Here is a 19,404-nt window from a genome sequence, read left to right on the forward strand (position 1 = left end):
CCGCATGTCCCGACGTGACCGCACACCCGAGAATCGAGCACATAACAAGGTGACGAAACATCACATCCGGCGCTCTGCGGCGAATTCGACCGTCAGGCCCCTCCCCCGTACAACGGGAGCGGGCCGATGAATCGGACCCTCACGCTGCACGACCTGATGGTCGCCGGGATCGCGTTGGCCGTCGGCATCGCGGCAGGTCTGCTGCTGCGCGCGACCCTGCGATGGCTGGGAGAACGGGCGCGCAGAACGCGATGGAGCGGAGACGACGTGGTCGTGGACGCCTTGCGGACCCTGGTCCCCTGGGCGGCGATAGCCGCGGGCGCGGCGATGGCCGCCACGGCGCTTCCGCTGACCGCCAGAGTCGGACACAACGTCAATATGACGCTGACGGCGCTGCTCATCCTCGCCGCAACTCTCACAGTGGCCCGGGTGATCGCCGGTCTGGTGCAGTCCCTGGCACAGTCCAGGTCGGGGGTGGCCGGATCGGCCACCATCTTCGTCAACATCACGCGCATCGTGATTCTGGCGATGGGCTTCCTCGTCGTTCTGCAGACCCTGGGCATCTCCATCGCGCCGCTGCTCACCGCGTTGGGAGTGGGCGGTCTGGCGGTCGCCCTGGCATTGCAGGACACCCTGGCCAATCTGTTCGCGGGCGTGCACATCCTCGCCTCGAAGACGGTTCAGCCCGGCGACTACATCCGGCTCAGCAGCGGCGAGGAGGGCTATGTCGTCGACATCAACTGGCGCAACACCGTGGTGCAATCACTGTCGAACAACCTGGTGATCATCCCGAACGCCCAGCTCGCCGGCACCAACATGACCAACTACAGCGGACCGGAGCAACAGCTGTCGATCATGGTCCAGGTCGGAGTCGGCTACGACAGCGACCTCGAACACGTCGAGCGGGTGACGACCGAAGTCATCGAGAACGTGATGGTCGACATCACCGGTGCCGTTCCCGACCATGAACCGGCCGTCCGTTTCCACACGTTCGGGGATTCCAGGATCAACTTCACGGTGATCCTCGGGATCGGCGAGTTCAGCGACCAGTACCGGATCAAGCACGAGTTCATCAAGCGGCTGCACCGGCGATATCGAGAGGAGGGCATCTCGGTTCCCGTTCCGAAGCGGACCGTTACGGTGCAGCAGAGTGATGCGCCTGTAGCGTTCCCGCACCAACGCGAGGCGACGGAGTCTGTGCCGTAACGGGGCGGGGCTGGGCGCGGGGCGGCCAGGCCCAGGGGCTCGGTCCGGCCGGCCCCCGGCCGGCCCTGGTCCGGCCCCGCGACCGGCAGCGCCTTTCAGCGGGTCACATGGTCTCCATCTTGTAGTAGCGCCATGCCTCGGGCAGTTCCGAAATGACGATCGCGGTCACCGCGACGGCCAGAGCGCCCAAGGCGACGCGCACCACGCCGGCCGGAATGAAAATACCGTTCCTCACAGAGACTCACCTTTTCTCGACTCGTTTTTAGTTCGGGCCGCCGCCCTTTCAGGAGGTGGTTCGCCGAACCCTCGGACGGGCTCTTTCAGCAGGGTGTCGACGACGGAAGCGACGAGCGGCACAGCACGCGCGACGGCGTCCCGCACCGGCTCGCTGAGTCCCACCACGACATCCGGTTCCTCGCCCGTCATACGTACCTGTGGCTCACAGCCCAGGACGAGTACTCGCGGCAGGTGCCCTTCGCCCAGCCGCCGGGCCAGAGCGAGCACCTTTACGGGATCCATGGCGTGTGCCTCGGGCAGACCTGCCTCCGCGGGCAGGTCCGGCTCGATGACGGTGAGAGTGCCCGGTGCTTCGCCGCGGGGCGCCGCGTCGACCAGCAAGGCGGCGTCGTAACCGTCGAGCAGCCGATAGGCCAGGTCCATGCCCCGGATGCCGAAATCCACGACGTGCACGCCCGCCGGGACCCTCCACTCCCGCAGGGCGGCGATCACCTCGGGTCCGAACCCGTCGTCGGCGAGGAAGATGTTGCCGATGCCGGCGACCAGCACTCGGGAGCGGTGCGACGCACTCTCGTGGTCGGGACTCAGAGGCTCCACCTCCTCGGGAGTGAAGAAGAAGCGATGTCCGATCTTCCCGCTCGCCCCCAGATCCCGCCCGGGGTCGTCCTGCACCAGCACGGCGAGGTGGAGCCGGCCTTCGAAGTCCTCCTCGACGGCGTCGACTTCGGCCTCACGCCCGACGAGCGCCAGGTCGAGGATGTCGGCCCTGCGCTTGGGCTTGAGTCGCACCCGGGACCCGCGCCCCACCGCCACACCGTCCACCAGGACGGTCGTCGGCACGGCCTCGTCCGTCGCGACCGGCTCTCGTCGTTGATTCACACGTCCTCCAGCGTGGCGACGGCCGGCGGTGCGGCTGAAGGGCGGAATTCACGAATCGTGCCGTGCAGCGCCGCAATCGCCTCGGGGTCGAGCCCGGCGCAGCGGTCCAGAATCTCCCGGGCCCGAGGGTCGCAGGCTCTGGCCTCGGCCTGCTCCTCCTCGGTCATGCTGAGCACGCTGAGCACGAGGAGCTGGTCGATCTCCGTACCGTCGAAGAGATCGCCGGGGCTTTCCGGGGCCACTCTGGGGAAGTCGTAGAGGGTGATGGGGGAAGCCAGCACGGTGTGTGCCATGTGCCCGTTCCCGTCCCCGGCGAGGACCGGCCACACGCCCCGGTTGGCGCAGCTCGCCGCGGCGCCCCGCAGCCGCTCCGGCGGGTCAAGGAGCGAGACGAACAGGCCTTCGTCGCTGTGCAGGATCACATGGGTGGACGAGAAGGCGTACGGGGCGGCCCGCTCGCGGGCGTGCCGGTCGGCGGGGTCGGGCGGCGGGCAGGCAGTGGTGTTCTCCACGCGCACGGTGAGCCTGTCAACTCCGTGCTCTGTCGGCTGCGACTCATAGGTCAGGACCCCGGTCAGCCGCTGCCAGCTGCGGATGACGCTGCCGACGCGGCGCCCGGCGGAATCGGTCAGGTGCTCGGTCTGCGAGCCCTTGGGGATGGCAATGGCGGTGTGCCGGGGCCCGCCGGGAGCGGTGACCGCGATCAGGACTTCCCGTTCGGTGGCCTCCTGCCAGGCCAGATGCCGTTCACCGTCGACGGTGAGTTCGTCCACGGGCTCCGGCCCGTTCGGGCCTTCGCGCACCACCTGCCGGTCCACGACCTGGAGGAACCGCAGGCGTACGGCCACCTCTCGCGGCGTACCGCCGTGCTCCAGCAGCACCTCGGTCGTGATGGACGCGGGCTCACCGAGCACATCGGCGCACTCGCCCCCCGGAAAGACACCGCCGAAGGTCCAGCGTTTGGTGTTCTTGAGCGCGGATCTGCGATACGGCCACAGCAGATAGCCCTCGTACAGGCAGGTGCGGGCGATGGTGTCGACGGCCGTCGAAGCGGCGGCGGCAGCGGTGTTCATAGTGCTCCTGAGCGGTCGAGCAGAGCGCGTACGGCGTCGCCGGCGCTGCCGAGTGTGTGCCGCGCGCGGTAGTGGTCGAGCCGGTCGTAGATCTCCTGGGGCAGCCGTAGCCAAGGGGTGGTGCCGTGGTAGCGCGCGATGAGCTCGTGCCACAGGCCCGCGGGCAGACGGCAGAAGGCCTCCGCCGACGAGGGAACGGGGGCGGTCCGCAACATGCCGCCCGGCGGCGGACCGGATGCCTCGTAGAAGATCATGCCGTTGAAGAGGAACCCGAGAGGCACCTCACCGTCCTTGACCGCGCGCAGATACTTCGTCACGGCCAGCTCGGTCTCGGTGCCGCACTGCACGAACAGCGGCACGGACGTGCGGTCGTCGAAGGGCGGCACCTGCACGGTGGTCCGGGCCCACTGAAGTGGCCCCATGGTGCGGCTCCACTCCTCGGGCAGCCCGAAGAGCTCGGTCAGCGCCCGGTGCGCGTCCGGGGCGTACGCCCGCCTGGTCACGTCGATCCGGACGGTGGTCGTGAGAGCCATCCCCCGGACCGGTCCGCCACCCTCACGGACGACCTCCAGCGTGAACCGGAGGGTCGGTACCGCCGCGAAGGGTTCCGCCTCCGCGGCGGTGACCGCGAACGTCAGATCGGGACAGGCCCGGGTGACGACGGCATCCTGCTGCGATGCGGTCATGCCGGCGAGAGGTTCGGCATGTCGGGCATGATCGGCTCGCGGTGCCGGGCGTTGATGCCCGTGGAGCGCCGCGCGGTCGACGTGTCGTCGGGCCGGTGTCCCGGCTGGCGCTTGCTGAGGCCGCGGTGATTGCCGCGGCGCACCCCGGCGACGTGCGCGGCCCTGTCGGTCCGTACATCCGGCTTGCCTACGGTGATGCCCATGACGCCTCCTCGGTGTCGGGGGAAGGGCTGGTGGAAAATGCCCGGAAGAAACCGTCGACCTGCCGCCACACTTCGGGCCCCCCGCCCAGCCCCTTCCAGTGTGCGCGTACCAGGGCGGCGAGGCGGTAGCAGTCGTCGAGCGGCACCAGCCAGTACTGCGGCTCCTGGGAACCGCCGCCGCGGGCGCGGTGGACCAGCAGCGCCTCGACCTCGGGAGCCATGGCGGGCAGGGCGGGATGGGCGGCCTCCACCCGGGACCAGTCGGCCAGGTCGACGACGGACCGCATCAGCCCGAGAGGGCTGGGGTAGGCGGCGTTCACCTGCGGAGACGTCGCGGACCGGGTGAAGAACGCGAGGTCGACGGGAACGCCTAGCCCCGCCCACGCCATGTCGTCGATGCCGCAACCCTCCAGCCGTCGCCGGGCGGTCGGCAGCAGCAGATACCGTGCGCCTCCTGCCTGCCCGTGGTCGAAGAGCAGCGAGCAGGCAGGACAGGCGCAGGAGACCGTGCCCGCGCCCGGGTCGAGCAGATGCCGGTGGTCCGGCGGGATGGGTTCGGCGCACAGGTCGCACCGCTCGTCGTCGGCGCCGTCCCAGGCGGTGAGCCGGGCCCGGGACGGCGTCCCTCCCTGAGCCAGTCGGCGCAGCCCTCGGGCGGCGAACGTCGATGTCGTCATCCCGTCTCCCGGCCGGCCGTGACGGGGCTCCGGAAGAGCGAGTCCACCGAGATCAACGCCTGGGGTCTGGAAGCCCGCACGGTCTCGATCTCGACCTGCTCGATCTCGGGAGCGCGGCCCATGACCGCGTCCCGCACGGCGGCGTCCGGCGGCTCGGCCGAACAGCCGCAGCCACCGCCACCGCCACTTTCCGTCAGCCGTACACGCGCGACGGCCCCGTCCAGGCCCAGTAGCTCGATGTCACCGTCCTGGCGCCGCAGCACGATCCGCATCTCGGCGATGGCCGCCTCGACACGGGCCGCCACCGGGTCCGGGTGGAGATCGTGTACGAGGAGCAGATGGCCGACCAGTTCGTCGGCGGCGAGCCGTCGTACGTCCTCGGCCCCGTCCGCGAGATGGTCCATGATCCGCCGGAGGCACTCCCCGTACAGATCCACCAGCGCTTGAACGGCGTCGTTCGCGCGGGCCGCGGCCGCGTGGTCCGGCAGGCTGTCCAGCGCGGCGAGCTGATCCTCGAGCCTCAGCACATTGCGGCGGGCCTCTTCATCGTCCCAGGGCATGCCCCCGCCTCCTAGGAGAGTGCGCCGAAGGTCGGCGAGTGGGACTGTTTCAGGGTCCGCCCGCCGCCCAGATACATGTGCACGCCGCACGGCAGACACGGGTCGAAGCTGCGCACGGTGCGCATGATGTCGATGCCCTTGAAGTCCTCGGGGCCGTTCTCCTCGAAGATCGGGCAGCCCTGCACGGCGTCCTCGTACGGCCCGGGTGTGCCGTACATGTCCCGCGGGCTGGCGTTCCATGGGGTGGGCGGGTAGGGGTGATAGTTGGCGATCTTCTTGTCGCGGATCACCAGATGGTGGGAGAGGACACCGCGGACGGCCTCGTGGAAGCCGACGCCGATCGCCTCGTCGGGGACCGTGAAGTCCTGGAAGACCTTGGTGCGCCCGGCCCGTACCTCCGCGAGGGCCTTGTCCACGAAGTGCAGCGCCATCCCGGCGGCGTAGGCGACGAAGTACATGCGGGCGCGGTTGCGCTCGATGGTGTTGGGGAATGCGGGCGGCTTCCACTCCAGCCGCACTTCGGGGCTGCTGGGCGTCTTCGGCAGGTCGATCTCGACGCTGTGCCCGGTGGAGCGGACGTAGGGGGTGTGCACCTTGTTGGCGAGGGCGGTCGCCCACAGCCGGGCGATGGGGCCTCCGCCGGTGTCGAGCGCCAGATGGTCGCCGGTGCGCTTGTCGTACCAGCGGGGGCTCATGACCCAGCTGTAGTTGCCGCCGTCGAGGTCCCGTTTCTGCGGCGCGGGAAGCGTGGTCTGGTTCCACGGATGACGCTTGTCGACGGGGTTGCCCAGCGGGTCCTTGTCGACAAAGGTCTCCTCGCCCGTCCAGTCCTCGTAGTAGGAGCTGCCGAGCAGAATGCGCATCCCGAGGTTGATGTCGACCAGGTCGGTGGTGACCAGCTGGTTGTCGACGATGATGCCGGGGGTGACGAACATGGCGTTGCCCCAGGTGTTCATCGTCCGGTAGTCGTAGTCGACGATCTCGGGGTCCTGGAACGCGCCCCAGCATCCGAGCAGTGTCCGTCGGCGGCCGACCTCCTCGTAGCCGGGCAGGGCCTCGTAGAAGAAGTCGAACACGTCGTCGTTCATGGCGACGGCGCGCTTGACGAAGTCCAGACAGCGGGTGAGCCGCACCAGGTAGTCGGTGAAGACCTGCGGCGTGGCGACGGTACCGACCCCGCCCGGGTAGACGGTGGAGGGGTGGACGTGCCGGCCCTCCATCAGGCAGATCATCTCCCTGGTGAGGCGGCTCATCACGAGCGCTTCCTTGTACGTCGCCCCCTCGAACGGGTTGAACGAGCTCATGATGTCGCCGATGGTGCGATGGCCGTGCTGTTCGGCGTGCGGGGCGGGGGTGCGCTCAGCGCGTTCCCACACCCCGGGGTTGGTCTCCTTGACCATGCGTTCGCAGTAGTCGACGAAGACCATGTTGTCCTGGAAGATCGTGTGGTCGAACATGTACTCGGCGGCCTCGCCGAGATTGATGATCCAGTCCGCGAGCGGCGGCGGCTTGACCCCGTACGCCATGTTCTGCGCGTACACGGAGCACACCGCGTGATTGTCACCGCAGATGCCGCAGATCCGGCTGGTGATGAAGTGAGCGTCCCTCGGGTCCTTGCCCTTCATGAAAACGCTGTAGCCGCGGAAGATCGAGGAGGTGCTGCGGCACTCGACCACCTCGCGGCGGGGGAAGTCGATCTTTGTGTAGATGCCGAGGTTGCCGACGATCCGGGTGATGGGATCGAAGGCGACATCGGTGAGTTCGCGCTGCTCGGGCGGAACGGTCTCGCTCGACAAGGCACAGTCCTTTCGGGGCGTCGGCGGGGGTAGTCAGCGGCGGGGCCAGCGCGGGGCGTAACCGGAAGTCAGCTCCGCGTGGCGGTGGCGCCACTTGGGTTCGCGGTTCGCCGCCCTGTTGGTGATCGCGCGCAGGGATCGAATGAGCGGGCCGTAGGAGGCGCTGAGGATCGCGGAGGAGACGCTGCCACCCGGGGGCTCGTCCATGAACGGCATGAACTTGTCGGGGAAGCCCGGCATGGTGCAGCCGATGCAGATGCCACCGACATTGGGGCAGCCGCCGACGCCGTCCATCCAGCCGCGCTTGGTGACATTGCAGTTGACTACGGGTCCCCAACAGCCGATCTTCACCTGGCACTTGGGAGAGTTGTAGTCCTTGGCGAAGTCGCCCTGTTCGTAGTACGCCGCCCGGTCGCAGCCCTCGTGCACCGTCTTGCCGAAGAGCCAGGTCGGGCGCAGCTGCTCGTCGAGCGGGATGGGCGGGGCAAGCCCGGCTGCCTGGTACAGCAGCCACGTCACGGTCTCCATGAAGTTGTCGGGCTGTACGGGGCAGCCGGGCACATTGACGATCGGCATGCCGCCGGCCGAGCGGAAGTCCCAGCCGAGATAGTCTGCGAGGCCCATGGAGCCGGTGGGGTTGCCGGCCATGGCATGGATACCGCCATAGGCGGCGCAGGTCCCGATCGCGACGACGGCGAACGCCTTGGGTGCGAGCCGGTCGATCCACTCGTTGAAGGTGATCGGCTCACCGGTCTCCGGGTCGTTGCCCATCGAGGTCCAGTAGCCGTCCCCGTTGATGCGCTCGTTGGGCACGGACCCTTCCACGACGAAGACGAACGTTCCCAGTTCGTCCCGGGCCGCCTGGTGGAAGGCCCGCATGAAGTCGTCGCCGGACTCGTAGGACAGCACCTTGTTGTGCAGGACGACCTTGGGGAGGCCGGGGATGGCGCCCAGGACGACGTCCTCCAGGCTGGGCAGCGAGGCGGCCGTGACCGACACCGAGTCCCCGTCGCAGCTCATCCCTTCCGAGGTCCAGAGGATGTGGACCTCATCGACGGCGCTCGTAGGAGCCTCGGTTTCGGTGCTCATGCGCGTTCCTTTCTGCCGAAAGCTTCCGCCGCAGATTCACACAGGCCGACATTGTTCACAATTCGGACGCGTCCGTCGGGGGACGGAGCAGGAGACGGCTGCTTGCGTACGAACGCCGACCTGAGGGCGTGGTACGGCGAGCCCGGATCGAAGAAGATCTCCTTCATTCGCGTCAACTCCGCGGCCCGGTAGCCGCTCAGCGGCCTGATGGCCTCGTCGCGCTCCCGCTCCGCCTTCTTTCGGCCGACCAGTTCGCGCAGCCGGGCAGAGGCGGCGAGGCGCTGAGCCGAACGGGCGATTTCTCCGGCGAACTCCTCAGGCCCGCAGTCCAACACCCGGTCGGCCAGCCCCAGACGCAGCGCGGTTGCCGCGCTCACCGGCGCCGCCTCGCACATCAGCCGCTCCGCCTCCTCGGCCCCGACCCGGCGCGGCAGGGTGTAGGTCCAGTACTCCGACCCGTAAAGCCCCATCAGCCGGTAGTGGGGGTTGAGCACGGTCCCGGACCTGCACCACACCTCGTCCGCCGCCATGACCAGCATCGCCCCGCCCGCCGCCGCGTTGCCTGCGAGCGCCGCCACGACCAGCCGGTCCGTGGTCGTCAGCACCGCCTCCACCAGGTCGTCCATCGCGTGGATGCACGCCCAGGACTCGGCGGCGGGATCGTCGGCGGCCTCGATGACACCGAGATGGATGCCGTTCGAGAAGAAGTCCCTGGCCCCGCCGAGCACCAGCACGTCGACCGGCCGGGAGAGCGCGAAGCGGTACGCGTCGAGCAGCCGGCGGCACTGATCGGTGCTCATGGCACCCCCGGGGAACGAGAAGCGCAGGAAGCCGACGGTCCCCGCCTCCTCGTACCGGATGTCCGTCCAGGTGCGCCGCCCGGCCGCCGACCGGAGCGGAGCGGGCAGCTCCGGCACCTTGGGCAGCCGGTCACCGAGCGCCAGGACCGCCGGGAGTTTGTACGTCCGGGGGCCGCCCGCCCGACCGCGCGGACGCAATTGAGGGATCCACACGGCCCCGTCGACGGTGGCCCGGCACACCGCGCCGTGCCGGGTGGCCAGCACTTCGCCCGGCGCGCCCGTCAGCGCGTCCTCCTCGAACCCGCCGCACAGGTACCACTCGCCTCCCAGGAAGGTGTCCAGCACGCCCGGATGGGAGTCGGCGGCACGCAGCTTCCGCAGCACCGCGGCGGTCGGCTCCGAGGGCCAGTCGATCCGGCGCTCTTCCTGGCGCAGATACGGGCGGAACGAGCCCTCCGAGCCCTGCGGCCGTGGTTCGAACGTGCCCGAGGCGAAGCGCTCGACCGCCCGCAGAACGGCCTTCACGGCGGCATCGGTCACCTCGCCCCGGTACAGCTCGCTCTTGCCGACGGCCGGAACGTCGAAGGCCTCCGACGCCCAGACGGGACCGGCGTCCATCTCCTCCACAGCCTGAAGAACCGTCACCCCCCACCGTCCGGCACCTTCCTGTACGGCCCGGTCGAGCGAGGAGGGCCCCCGGTCTCCCGGCGGTCCCGGATGCACGATCAGACATGGGCGGGCAGACCACACCTCCTTGGGGATCGCGGTGGTGAGCATCGGCGCGATGAGGAGATCCGGCGCGTGACGGGTCACCGTCTCCAAGCTCGGCACGTCACGGCCGGCCAGTTCGACCGCGACGCTGTGCCCCCGGTCCCGCAGCTCGCACATGACCCGCTGCGACAGGCTGTTGAACGCGCTCGCGACCAGCAGCACGCGCATGACGTCGCCTCCTCCGAGCGGTGAGTGAGTCGGAGCGCGTGCACCGGGTCCGGAGCAGAGGTCCCGGTGGGCACGCGCACACCAGATGTTCGCTCTTGCGCCGCCGCGGCCCGGCCGGACGCGCCGTGCTTGGGCCACCGGGGGGAATCGGGACCGCCCCGCCTACGGCATCCGGGGGCCGCCCGCCGCGGCTGCCTAGCGTGGGCCCCATGCACGAACTGTCGATCGCGGCGGCCGTCGTCGAGAAGGCCGGGCACACCGCCCGCGCACATGGAGCGACTTCGGTGGAGGCGGTGCGGTTGCGCATCGGTGAGCTGGCGGGCGTGGTCGGCGACGCCCTGCGGTTCTCGTTCGAGCTCGTCGCCGAGGGCACCGTGGTCGCCGGCGCCGAGCTGATCGTCGAGGACGTGCCCGCCAGGGCCCGGTGCGGCGGCTGCGGCAAGGAGTTCGCCGTCGGGTCGCCGCCCCACCTGTGGTGCCCGGGATGCGACCGTCCCGCCGCGCAGTTGCTCACCGGACGCGAGCTGGAACTGGTCGAAGTGCGGCTGCCGGAGACGGAGACCTGCGCGGCCGCCGCCCCACGCCGAGCAGGGCTCGGACAGGGCCCAGGAGAGGACATCTGATGTGCCGGAGCGTCAATGTGCGCCAAGCGGTACTGGCCAAGAACGACAGCCTGGCGGCTTCCTTGCGGGCCGACCTCAAGACCAGAGGCGTGAGCGTCGTCAACATGCTGTCCAGCCCCGGCAGTGGTAAGACCGCACTGCTGGAACTCGTGCTGCGCCGTGCAACCGAACGCGGAGTGCGGGTGGCCGCGCTCACCGCCGACCTCGCGACCGAGAACGACGCCCGCAGGCTCGCCAGATCGGGAGCGCCGGTGAAGCAGGTGCTCACCGGCGGCCTGTGTCACCTGGAAGCCGCACAGCTGCGCGCCCATCTCGAAGGGTGGCTGCCGGACGGCGCCCGGGCCCTCTTCGTCGAGAATGTGGGCAACCTGGTCTGCCCCGCCTCCTACGACCTCGGGGAGACGCTCCGGGTAGCACTGATGTCCGTGACGGAGGGCGAGGACAAGCCGGTCAAGTACCCCACCGCGTTCGGGTCGGCGCACCTGGTGGTGCTCACCAAGACCGACCTCGCGGATGCCGCCGGGTTCGACGAGGCGGAGTTCACGGCGAACGTCGAACGGATCAACCCCGGAGTGGAGGTAATGCGCACGAGCGCCCGCCGTGCCAAGGGCGTCGACGATCTGCTGGACCGGGTGCTGGCCGTGTGCGACGGCGCCGTACCGCAGACCCCGCTGCTCGCAGCGGAACACGCCCGCGCCCACAGCCACAACCACGGCGAGGAGCCGCACGAGCACGACGGCCAGGAGAGTCACAACGGCCAGGAGGGTCACACACACGACCACGGGGCCGTCGGCACCCGTTCCTCCGTATGACGACCACACTCCCCGGCACTCCGGAACAGGGGGCCCTGCGCCGCAAGGTCACCGTGCGCGGAACGGTGCAGGGCGTGGGCTTCCGTCCCTTCGTCCACCGGCTGGCGTCCGAACTGGACTTGTCCGGCTTCGTGCTCAACGGCGCCGACGGAGTCGTCACGGAAGTGGAGGGCACGCCGGCGGCCGTCGAGGAGTTCTGCCACCGGCTGCGAGAACAGCCGCCTCCGCTGGCCGACGTACGCGACATCGGCTACGAGACAGTGACGCCACTCGGCGGCGGCGGTTTCACCATCCGGCGCTCGCGCACCGAGGGCAACGGCACGCCGGCGATCCCGCCCGACACCGCGACCTGCGCGGACTGCCTGCGCGAGCTCGCCGACCCCGGTGACCGCCGCTATCGACATCCCTTCATCGCCTGCACCCACTGCGGGCCTCGCCTGACCATCGCGACCGGTCTCCCCTACGACCGGTCCACCACCACCATGGCGGTCTTCCCCCTGTGCCCCCTGTGTGCGAGGGAGTACGACGATCCGGCGGACCGCCGTTTCCACGCCCAGCCCGTCGCCTGCCCGTCCTGCGGGCCCCGGCTCCGCCTCACCCCGGCAACCGGTACGGAGCTGGGCCCGGCAGACGATGCGGATGCCCTCTTCCGCGCCCGCGAACTGCTCGCGCGGGGAGCGATCCTCGCGGTCAAGGGCCTCGGCGGGTACCACCTCGCTTGCGCCGCCGACAACCCGGGCGCCGTGGCCACGCTCCGCGCCCGCAAGGAACGCGATGGCAAACCGTTCGCAGTGATGTGCGCGGATCTCGCCGCCGCCGAGCGGATCGCCCGCGTCGGCCCCGCGGAGAGAGCGGTGCTCACCGGACACCGGCGTCCCATCGTGCTGCTGCGCCGCCGCGGCGGCGACGGAGCGGGCGGACTCGCCGACGCCGTGTGCCCCGGCAGTCCGCAGGTGGGCGTGATGCTGCCCTACACGCCGCTGCATCAGCTTCTGTTCGGTCTGCCCGGCGATCCGCCGGGCCCCCGCGTCCTCGTCATGACCAGCGGCAACCGCTCCGGTGAGCCGATCGTCACCGACGACGCCGAAGCGCTCTGCAGGCTCGCCGGGATCGCCGATGCCTGGCTGTGGCACGACCGGGTCGTCGCCGCGCCCTGTGACGACTCCGTGGTCCGGCTGCGCCCCGACGGCTCCGAACTTCTGCTGCGCCGCTCCCGCGGGTACGCCCCCGCGCCGGTTCGACTGCCGGTCCTGGTGCCGCCGACGCTGGCCGTCGGCGGAGACCTGAAGAACACGCTGTGTCTGGGAGCCGGCCGTGACGCGTGGTTCTCCCCGCACATCGGCGACATGGGTGACCTCGCCACCATGACGGCGTCCGAACAAGCGGCACATGGCCTCACGGCACTGACCGGAATCACGCCCCGGCTGCTCGCGGCCGACAGGCACCCGGGCTACCACTCCTCCCGCAGGGCCGCGCGCCGCGCGGCCGAAACGGACATCACCCTGCGCCTGGTCCAGCATCACCACGCCCATATCGCCTCCCTCATGGCGGAGCACGGACTCGACGGCAGCACTCCCGTCATCGGCGTCGCCTTCGACGGCACCGGCTACGGCGACGACGGAGCGGTCTGGGGCGGCGAGGTGCTCCTCGCCGACTACCGCGGATACCGGCGGCTCGCGCATCTCACGTACGCCCCGCTGCCCGGCGGCGACGCGGGTGTCGGCAACCCCTGCCGGACGGCACTGGCCCGGCTGCGCACCGCGGGCCTGCCGTGGACGCCGGACCTGCCGTGCGTGGCCGCCTGCTCACCCGAGGAACTGCGGCTGCTCGCCCGGCAGCTGGAACGGAGCATCGCCTGCGTGCCCACCTCCAGCATGGGGCGGCTGTTCGACTCGGTCTCCTCTCTGCTGGGCATCTGCCACCGTGCGCGGTACGAGGCCCAGGCCGCCGTCGAACTGGAAGCCGCCGCCGCGCTCGCCTGGGGCCGGGGCGACAGCGGCACTTACCGTTTCGGGCTGCGGAACACACACGGCGACGGAACCACCCGGATCGATCCGGCACCCGTACTGCGCGCGGTCGTCAGTGACCGGCGCGACGGTGTCGCGGTTCCGGTCGTCGCCGCCCGGTTCCACCGGGCGGTCGCGGCAGCGGTGACGGACGCCTGCCTGACCGCGCGCCGCGCGACCGGAATCGGCACGGTCGGCCTGACCGGAGGCGTGTTCGCCAACGCGCTCCTCGACGAGGAGTGCACCGAGCGCCTGACAGCCGCCGGCCTCACGGTGCTGCGCCACCGGCAAGTGCCCCCGGGAGACGGCGGACTCGCCCTCGGCCAGCTCGTCGTGGCGGCTCAGAAACAGGACCGCTAGTCAGCCAGCCAGTCAGCCAACGAACCAGCGAGGAACGGAGAACACCATGTGCCTGGCAGTGCCCGGCAAAGTGGTCGGGCTCGGAGAACGGGACGGCACGCCTATGGCGAGCGTCGACTTCGGCGGCGTCGTCAAGGAAGTCTGCATCGCCTATGTACCGGAGGCAGAGGTCGGCGAGTACGTGATCGTCCATGTGGGCTTCGCCCTCCAGCGTCTGGACGAGGAGTCGGCCATGGCCTCACTGCGCCTCTTCGAGGAACTGGGCCTGTTGGAGGAGGAGTTCGGCGACCCCTGGGGCCGAGCGGCTGCCGAAGCGGGCCTGACAGGGGCCGCCCTGACCGAGGCGGGCCTGACCGAGTCCGCCCTGGCCAACGTCGGCGTCCCCGAGGTGACATCGGCGCGGAAGGAGCCACGATGAAGTACATCGACGAGTTCAACGACCCGGATCTCGCCCGAAGGCTGCTCGACGACATCCACGCCACTGCCACCGGCGGTCCGTGGGCGATGATGGAGGTCTGCGGCGGCCAGACCCACTCGATCATCCGGCACGGCATCGACCAGCTACTGCCCGACTCGGTCGAGCTGATCCACGGCCCCGGATGCCCCGTGTGCGTAACGCCTCTGGAGATGATCGACAAAGCTCTGGAGATCGCGTCCCGCACCGACGTGATCTTCTGTTCGTTCGGTGACATGCTGCGCGTGCCGGGCACCGGCCGCGATCTGTTCCGCGTACGCAGCGCGGGTGGCGACGTCCGGGTCGTGTACTCCCCGATGGACGCCCTCGGCATCGCGCGCCGTCATCCGGACCGCCAAGTGGTGTTCTTCGGCATCGGCTTCGAGACCACCGCACCCGCCAATGCGATGACCGTCCACGAGGCGCGCCGCCTCGGCATCCGCAACTTCAGTCTGCTCGTCTCACATGTACGCGTCCCCCCGGCCGTCGAGGCCATCATGAGCGCCCCTGACTGCCGGGTGCAGGCGTTCCTGGCGGCGGGACATGTGTGCAGCGTGATGGGCACCGGTGAATATCCGGACCTCGCGGAACGGTTCCAAGTCCCGATCGTCGTGACGGGTTTTGAACCGCTGGACATCCTGGAAGGCATCCGCCGCACCGTGCACCAGCTCGAACGAGGCGAGCACCGAGTCGAGAACGCCTACGAGAGAGCGGTCCGCGCGGACGGGAACCCGGCGGCTCTGCGCATGATCGAAGAGGTCTTCGAGGTGACCGAGCGCGCGTGGCGCGGCATCGGCGTCATTCCCCGCAGCGGCTGGCGACTGACCGACGCGTTCAGGGACTTCGACGCGGAGCGGCGCTTCGACGTGGGCGGCCTGCACACTGATGAGCCAAGGGACTGCCGCAGTGGCGAGGTGCTCCAGGGGCTGATCAAGCCTCACCAGTGCGAGGCCTTCGGAACCAAGTGCACACCCCGTACCCCGCTCGGCGCCACGATGGTCTCCAGCGAGGGCGCGTGCGCCGCCTACTACCTCTACCGCCGCCTGGAAGCCCCGGCGCGGCCCGTGCAAGTCCAGGAGGCGACGACCGTTGGCTGAAACCATGACAGAGACGAAGGCTCCGGTCGACCCGGCCAATTGGTCCTGCCCCGCCCCGCTGCGCGACCACCCGGTGATCGTCATGGGACACGGCGGCGGTGGAGCCCTGTCCGCCGAACTGACCCGTCATCTCTTCACTCCGGCGTACGGCAACGAGACACTCGCGGGCCTGGGCGATTCCGCCGTGCTTGCCGTGGACGGATCCCGGCTGGCGTTCTCCACCGACTCGTACGTCGTACGGCCGCTGTTCTTCCCCGGCGGCAGCATCGGCGACCTGGCCGTCAACGGAACGGTCAACGACCTGGCGATGAGCGGCGCTCACGCCGCGTTTCTCTCCTGCGCCTTCATCCTGGAGGAGGGGGTCGGCCTCCCCGTCGTGGGCCGGATCGCGGACGCGATCGGGGCGGCCGCCACGGCGGCGGGTGTCACCGTCGTCACGGGCGACACCAAGGTCGTCGAGGCGGGGCACGGGGACGGTGTCTACCTCAACACCTCGGGGATCGGTCTCGTCCCGGACGGCGTGGACATCCGCCCCCAGCGGGCGGCTCCCGGGGACGTCGTCATCGTCAGCGGCCCCATCGGCATGCACGGCATCGCCATCATGAGCGTGCGTGAGGGCCTGGAGTTCGGGGTGGAGGTGGTGAGCGACACCGCGCCACTGGGCGGCCTGGTCGAGGCGATGCTGGCCGTCACCCGTGAACTGCACGTCCTGCGCGACCCCACCCGCGGCGGTCTCGGCACGGCGCTCAACGAGATCGCCGCCGCCTCGGGCACCGGCGTCGTCCTCACGGAGCGGGACATCCCGGTACCGGACGCCGTGGCCAACGCCTGCGGGTTCCTGGGGCTGGATCCGCTGTACGTCGCCAACGAGGGCCGTCTGGTGGCCTTCGTGCCGCGCACGGACGCGGACGCCGTCCTCGCCGCGATGCGCGCGCACCCCCAGGGAGCGGGAGCCGCCGTGATCGGCGAGTGCGTGCCCGAGCATCCGGGCATGGTGGTGGCCCGCACCGGACTGGGCGGTACACGTGTCGTCGACCTACCCCTCGGGGAGCAGCTGCCGAGGATCTGCTGACGTCAGCTGTGGGCGGCGGGGAGGTGGACGACGAGGCGGGCGCCTGGTGTGTTGTCCTCGATGTGGGTGCTGGAGTGGTGGGCGTCCACGATGTCGTGCACGATGACCAGGCCGAGGCCGCTGCCGCCGGAGTCTGTGGTCCGGGCGTCGTCCAGGCGGGTGAAGCGATCGAAGACGCGTTGGCGGTCGGGCTCGGGGATACCGGGTCCGTTGTCGGCGATGACCAGGTGCGCGAACCCGTCGGCGACGCCGAGGCGTACCTCGATGCTGGTGGCTGCGTACCGGACTGCGTTGTCCAGCAGGTTGCGTACGACCCGTGAGAGCGCGTCGGTGTCACCGGTCACCCGTGCCGCGCTGACCGCGCGTTCGCCGGTCGGCCCCTGCCCGGGCTGGGTGGTCGTGGGCGCTGGCGGCCGCTCGGGCCGGGTCGCCTCGGTTACCCGGCCGTGGGCGGCTGGTTACCTCGCGGAAGGTAGCGTTCCTGGTGCTGAGGGGACATATGTTTCACGAGTGGGCCGTGAGGAAGCGGGGCACGCGGTGACGGAAGCGGGAAGTCGGTCCGCCGTACCGGGCGAGGTTCGGCGGCGGGCCGTCGTCATGGGCGGGAGCATCGCTGGGCTGCTCGCCTCCAGGGTGCTGTCCGAGGCTTATGACGAAGTCGTCGTTGTGGACAGGGACGAGTTGACCGACGCGCCCGGGGTTCGGCGCGGCACGCCGCAGGGGCGGCATGTGCACGGTCTACTGGCTCGCGGCCAGCAGATATTCGAAGACCATTTCCCCGGCATCACCGCGGAGTTGGTGGCAGCCGGTGCCGTCACCGGTGATGTGACCGGCAACGTCAGGTGGATCATGGACGGCCGATCGATGCGGAAACACCCTTGCGGGCTGCTCACCGTCTCCGCCGCCCGCCCCACCCTGGAGCGGCACATCCGCGACCGGGTCCATGCGCTGGCGAACGTCACGTTCCTCGACCGGCACGAGGTCACCGGGCTACGGCTCACCTCCCGCAACGGCCGGCCGGACGACACCGTGCGCGGCCGGTCGCCCGGACAAGTGACCGGGGTGCGGGTGGTGGACCGGGCCGGCGCGGGCGCAGAGTCGGTCCTCGGTGCCGATCTGGTGGTGGACACGATGGGGCGCGGCTCACGGGTCGCGCACTGGCTGGCCGACAGAGGGCTGGCCGGAGTCCGGGAAGACCGGACGAGCGTGGGGATCACCTATACGACCCGTCACTACCGGTTGGCTGCCGCCCCGTCGCCCGGGGACGTCTCCCTCGACATCGTCGCGACGCCGGACCATCCACGGGGTGCGATCTGTGCGCGCATCGACGGTGACCGCTACGTGGTGACCGCGTACGGCATCCTCGGCGACGCTCCCCCCGCCGACCAGGAGGGTTTCCTGGACTTCCTCAAGTCGCTCTCCTCTCCTGAGATCTATGAGGCACTGGTCGACGGAGAGCCGCTCGACGTCCCGGTGTCCCATCGGTTCCCCGCCAGCCTCCGACGCCGCTACGAGTGTCTCGAGCGCTATCCGGCCGGCCTGCTCGCCATGGGCGACGCGGTGTGCAGCTTCAACCCGACATACGCGCAGGGGATGGCCGTCGCGGCCCTCGGGTCCCTGGTACTGCGCTCCCATGTCACAGGCGGCGCGACGCCGGACCCCCTGGCCTACTTCCAGGACCTCGCCCGCGACGCGGTGGACGAGGCATGGAGGCAGGCACTCTGCAACGACCTGTCCTTCCCGGAGGTCGACGGAGAGCGGACGCCGGAGATCATCGCGGACCAGGAGTACGTCGGCCGGATACTGGAAGCGGCGATACACGACGGCGAGGTGGCGGCCGCGTACGCGCGGGTGATCGGGCTCGTCGACCCGCCCGAGGCGCTCCGCGCTCCCCGGATGCTCGAGGCGGTCACCGGCCGCGAGATCTGCGCCGCGCGATGAGCCGGCCTCCCGCCAACCACGGACAGACACCTTGCTGAAGATATCCCTGGGCGAACTGGTATTCGACGTCGATGTGGCGGGCCCCGAGGACGGCGAGCCTGTACTGCTGCTGCACGGCTTCCCCCACAACCGCCAGTCCTGGTCCGACGTGTCGCCGGTGCTGCACCGGGCCGGCCTGCGCACGATCGCCCCCGACCAGCGCGGCTACTCGCCGGGCGCCCGGCCGGCCGAGACAGCCGCCTACCGGCTTCCGGCGCTCGCCGGTGACGCCGTGGGCATCCTGGACGTCCTGGGCATCGCGTCGGCGCACGTGGTCGGACACGACTGGGGCGCCGTGGTCTCCTGGTACCTTGCGGCCCGGTCTGCGCAGCGGGTCCGCACGCTGACAGCGGTCGCGTTCCCGCACCTGGACGCGTATCAGCACGCGCTGCGCGTGGACCCCGAGCAGCAGGCCAGTTCGGAGTACATAGCGTTCCTCAGCGCCGAGAGCACCGTGGACCACTTCCTCGACGACGGCGCGGCGAACCTTGACGGCTGGTTCCGGCAGGCCGGTGAGGGCGTCCTGCGCGAGGACCAGATCGCGCGGTACGTCCGTACGCACACGACGCCCGGCACGCTCCGGGCCGCGCTGCAGTGGTACCGGGCAGGCACCCTCGTGGAGAACAACGGACCGCTGGGGCCGGTGTCGGTGCCGACCACCTTCATCTGGAGCGAGGACGATCCGTCGGTGAGCAGGTTCGCCGCGGAGCGGACCGCGCGCCATGTGAACGGGGACTACCGCGCCGTACGGCTCAAGGGAGTTTCGCACTGGCAGCCCCAACAGGTTCCAGGGACGATCGCGGCGGAGATACTGCGCCGTGCCGGTCGTGGCTGACCAGGCTTGCCTGCAGCACG

20 protein-coding genes are annotated in these 19,404 nt (G+C 70.1%); 9 read left to right on the top strand and 11 right to left on the bottom strand.

What is annotated here, in order from left to right:
- Positions 1-126: 126 nt before the first annotated feature.
- Positions 127-1,206, top strand: a complete 1,080-nt coding sequence (locus ACFYWY_RS24310; protein ID WP_389190117.1) for a mechanosensitive ion channel family protein — start codon at positions 127-129, stop codon at positions 1,204-1,206.
- A gap of 103 nt (positions 1,207-1,309) precedes the next feature.
- On the opposite strand, the gene ACFYWY_RS24315 is transcribed toward ACFYWY_RS24310, so the two are convergent.
- Genes ACFYWY_RS24315 through ACFYWY_RS24360 form a run of 10 tightly spaced genes read right to left on the bottom strand, consistent with a single transcriptional unit; the run spans position 1,310 to position 10,145 of the window.
- Positions 1,310-1,441, bottom strand: coding sequence for a DUF6893 family small protein (locus ACFYWY_RS24315; protein WP_389190118.1), 132 nt, complete (start codon positions 1,439-1,441; stop codon positions 1,310-1,312).
- Positions 1,438-2,322 (bottom strand): hydrogenase maturation protease, encoded by an 885-nt coding sequence (locus ACFYWY_RS24320; RefSeq protein ID WP_389190119.1) that lies wholly within the window; start codon positions 2,320-2,322, stop codon positions 1,438-1,440. Before ACFYWY_RS24320 ends, ACFYWY_RS24315 begins: the two co-directional genes overlap by 4 nt.
- On the bottom strand, positions 2,319-3,395 hold the full coding sequence (locus tag ACFYWY_RS24325) for a hypothetical protein (RefSeq protein WP_389190120.1): 1,077 nt from the start codon (positions 3,393-3,395) through the stop codon (positions 2,319-2,321). Before ACFYWY_RS24325 ends, ACFYWY_RS24320 begins: the two co-directional genes overlap by 4 nt.
- Positions 3,392-4,081 (bottom strand): DUF6084 family protein, encoded by a 690-nt coding sequence (locus ACFYWY_RS24330; protein ID WP_389190121.1) that lies wholly within the window; start codon positions 4,079-4,081, stop codon positions 3,392-3,394. Before ACFYWY_RS24330 ends, ACFYWY_RS24325 begins: the two co-directional genes overlap by 4 nt.
- Positions 4,078-4,284: a hypothetical protein gene (locus tag ACFYWY_RS24335; RefSeq protein ID WP_389190122.1), complete on the bottom strand. Its 207-nt coding sequence runs from the start codon at positions 4,282-4,284 to the stop codon at positions 4,078-4,080. The genes ACFYWY_RS24330 and ACFYWY_RS24335 overlap by 4 nt, the downstream gene beginning before the upstream one ends.
- Positions 4,269-4,961 (bottom strand): DUF5947 family protein, encoded by a 693-nt coding sequence (locus ACFYWY_RS24340; protein WP_389190123.1) that lies wholly within the window; start codon positions 4,959-4,961, stop codon positions 4,269-4,271. Before ACFYWY_RS24340 ends, ACFYWY_RS24335 begins: the two co-directional genes overlap by 16 nt.
- On the bottom strand, positions 4,958-5,521 hold the full coding sequence (locus tag ACFYWY_RS24345; protein ID WP_389190124.1) for a NifU family protein: 564 nt from the start codon (positions 5,519-5,521) through the stop codon (positions 4,958-4,960). Before ACFYWY_RS24345 ends, ACFYWY_RS24340 begins: the two co-directional genes overlap by 4 nt.
- An 11-nt stretch (positions 5,522-5,532) precedes the next feature.
- Positions 5,533-7,317: a nickel-dependent hydrogenase large subunit gene (locus ACFYWY_RS24350; RefSeq protein WP_389190125.1), complete on the bottom strand. Its 1,785-nt coding sequence runs from the start codon at positions 7,315-7,317 to the stop codon at positions 5,533-5,535.
- Positions 7,318-7,350: 33 nt separating this feature from the next.
- On the bottom strand, positions 7,351-8,406 hold the full coding sequence (locus ACFYWY_RS24355) for a hydrogenase expression protein HypE (protein ID WP_389190126.1): 1,056 nt from the start codon (positions 8,404-8,406) through the stop codon (positions 7,351-7,353).
- On the bottom strand, positions 8,403-10,145 hold the full coding sequence (locus ACFYWY_RS24360; protein ID WP_389190127.1) for a hydrogenase maturation protein: 1,743 nt from the start codon (positions 10,143-10,145) through the stop codon (positions 8,403-8,405). The genes ACFYWY_RS24355 and ACFYWY_RS24360 overlap by 4 nt, the downstream gene beginning before the upstream one ends.
- Positions 10,146-10,354: 209 nt before the next feature.
- On the opposite strand from ACFYWY_RS24360, the gene hypA reads away from it, so the two are divergent.
- The 6 genes from hypA to hypE are packed head-to-tail and all read left to right on the top strand — an operon-like array spanning position 10,355 to position 16,569.
- On the top strand, positions 10,355-10,768 hold the full coding sequence (gene hypA, locus ACFYWY_RS24365) for a hydrogenase maturation nickel metallochaperone HypA (protein ID WP_389190128.1): 414 nt from the start codon (positions 10,355-10,357) through the stop codon (positions 10,766-10,768).
- Positions 10,768-11,580 carry a hydrogenase nickel incorporation protein HypB gene (hypB, locus tag ACFYWY_RS24370; protein WP_389190129.1) on the top strand — a complete coding sequence of 271 codons (813 nt, stop codon included), beginning with the start codon at positions 10,768-10,770 and terminating at the stop codon, positions 11,578-11,580. The genes hypA and hypB overlap by 1 nt, the downstream gene beginning before the upstream one ends.
- Entirely contained in the window at positions 11,577-13,946 is a 2,370-nt protein-coding gene (gene hypF / locus ACFYWY_RS24375; RefSeq protein WP_389190130.1) for a carbamoyltransferase HypF, read from the top strand. Before hypB ends, hypF begins: the two co-directional genes overlap by 4 nt.
- Before the next feature lie 46 nt (positions 13,947-13,992).
- Complete coding sequence (locus tag ACFYWY_RS24380) at positions 13,993-14,364, top strand: HypC/HybG/HupF family hydrogenase formation chaperone (RefSeq protein WP_389190131.1); 372 nt, start codon at positions 13,993-13,995, stop codon at positions 14,362-14,364.
- Positions 14,361-15,497, top strand: coding sequence for a hydrogenase formation protein HypD (gene hypD, locus ACFYWY_RS24385; protein WP_389190132.1), 1,137 nt, complete (start codon positions 14,361-14,363; stop codon positions 15,495-15,497). The genes ACFYWY_RS24380 and hypD overlap by 4 nt, the downstream gene beginning before the upstream one ends.
- Positions 15,498-15,501: 4 nt before the next feature.
- A complete protein-coding gene (hypE, locus tag ACFYWY_RS24390; RefSeq protein ID WP_389190133.1) occupies positions 15,502-16,569 on the top strand; it encodes a hydrogenase expression/formation protein HypE in 1,068 nt (355 codons plus the stop codon).
- Positions 16,570-16,571: 2 nt separating this feature from the next.
- Here hypE and ACFYWY_RS24395 read toward each other — a convergent pair whose 3' ends face one another.
- Entirely contained in the window at positions 16,572-16,913 is a 342-nt protein-coding gene (locus ACFYWY_RS24395; RefSeq protein WP_389190134.1) for a sensor histidine kinase, read from the bottom strand.
- A gap of 166 nt (positions 16,914-17,079) precedes the next feature.
- On the opposite strand from ACFYWY_RS24395, the gene ACFYWY_RS24400 reads away from it, so the two are divergent.
- On the top strand, positions 17,080-18,510 hold the full coding sequence (locus tag ACFYWY_RS24400; protein ID WP_389190135.1) for an FAD-dependent oxidoreductase: 1,431 nt from the start codon (positions 17,080-17,082) through the stop codon (positions 18,508-18,510).
- Between the two features lie 31 nt (positions 18,511-18,541).
- Entirely contained in the window at positions 18,542-19,384 is an 843-nt protein-coding gene (locus ACFYWY_RS24405) for an alpha/beta fold hydrolase (protein WP_389190136.1), read from the top strand.
- Positions 19,385-19,404 lie beyond the last annotated feature (20 nt).

This window comes from Streptomyces sp. NPDC002870, from assembly GCF_042888505.1.
GTDB lineage: Bacteria > Actinomycetota > Actinomycetes > Streptomycetales > Streptomycetaceae > Streptomyces.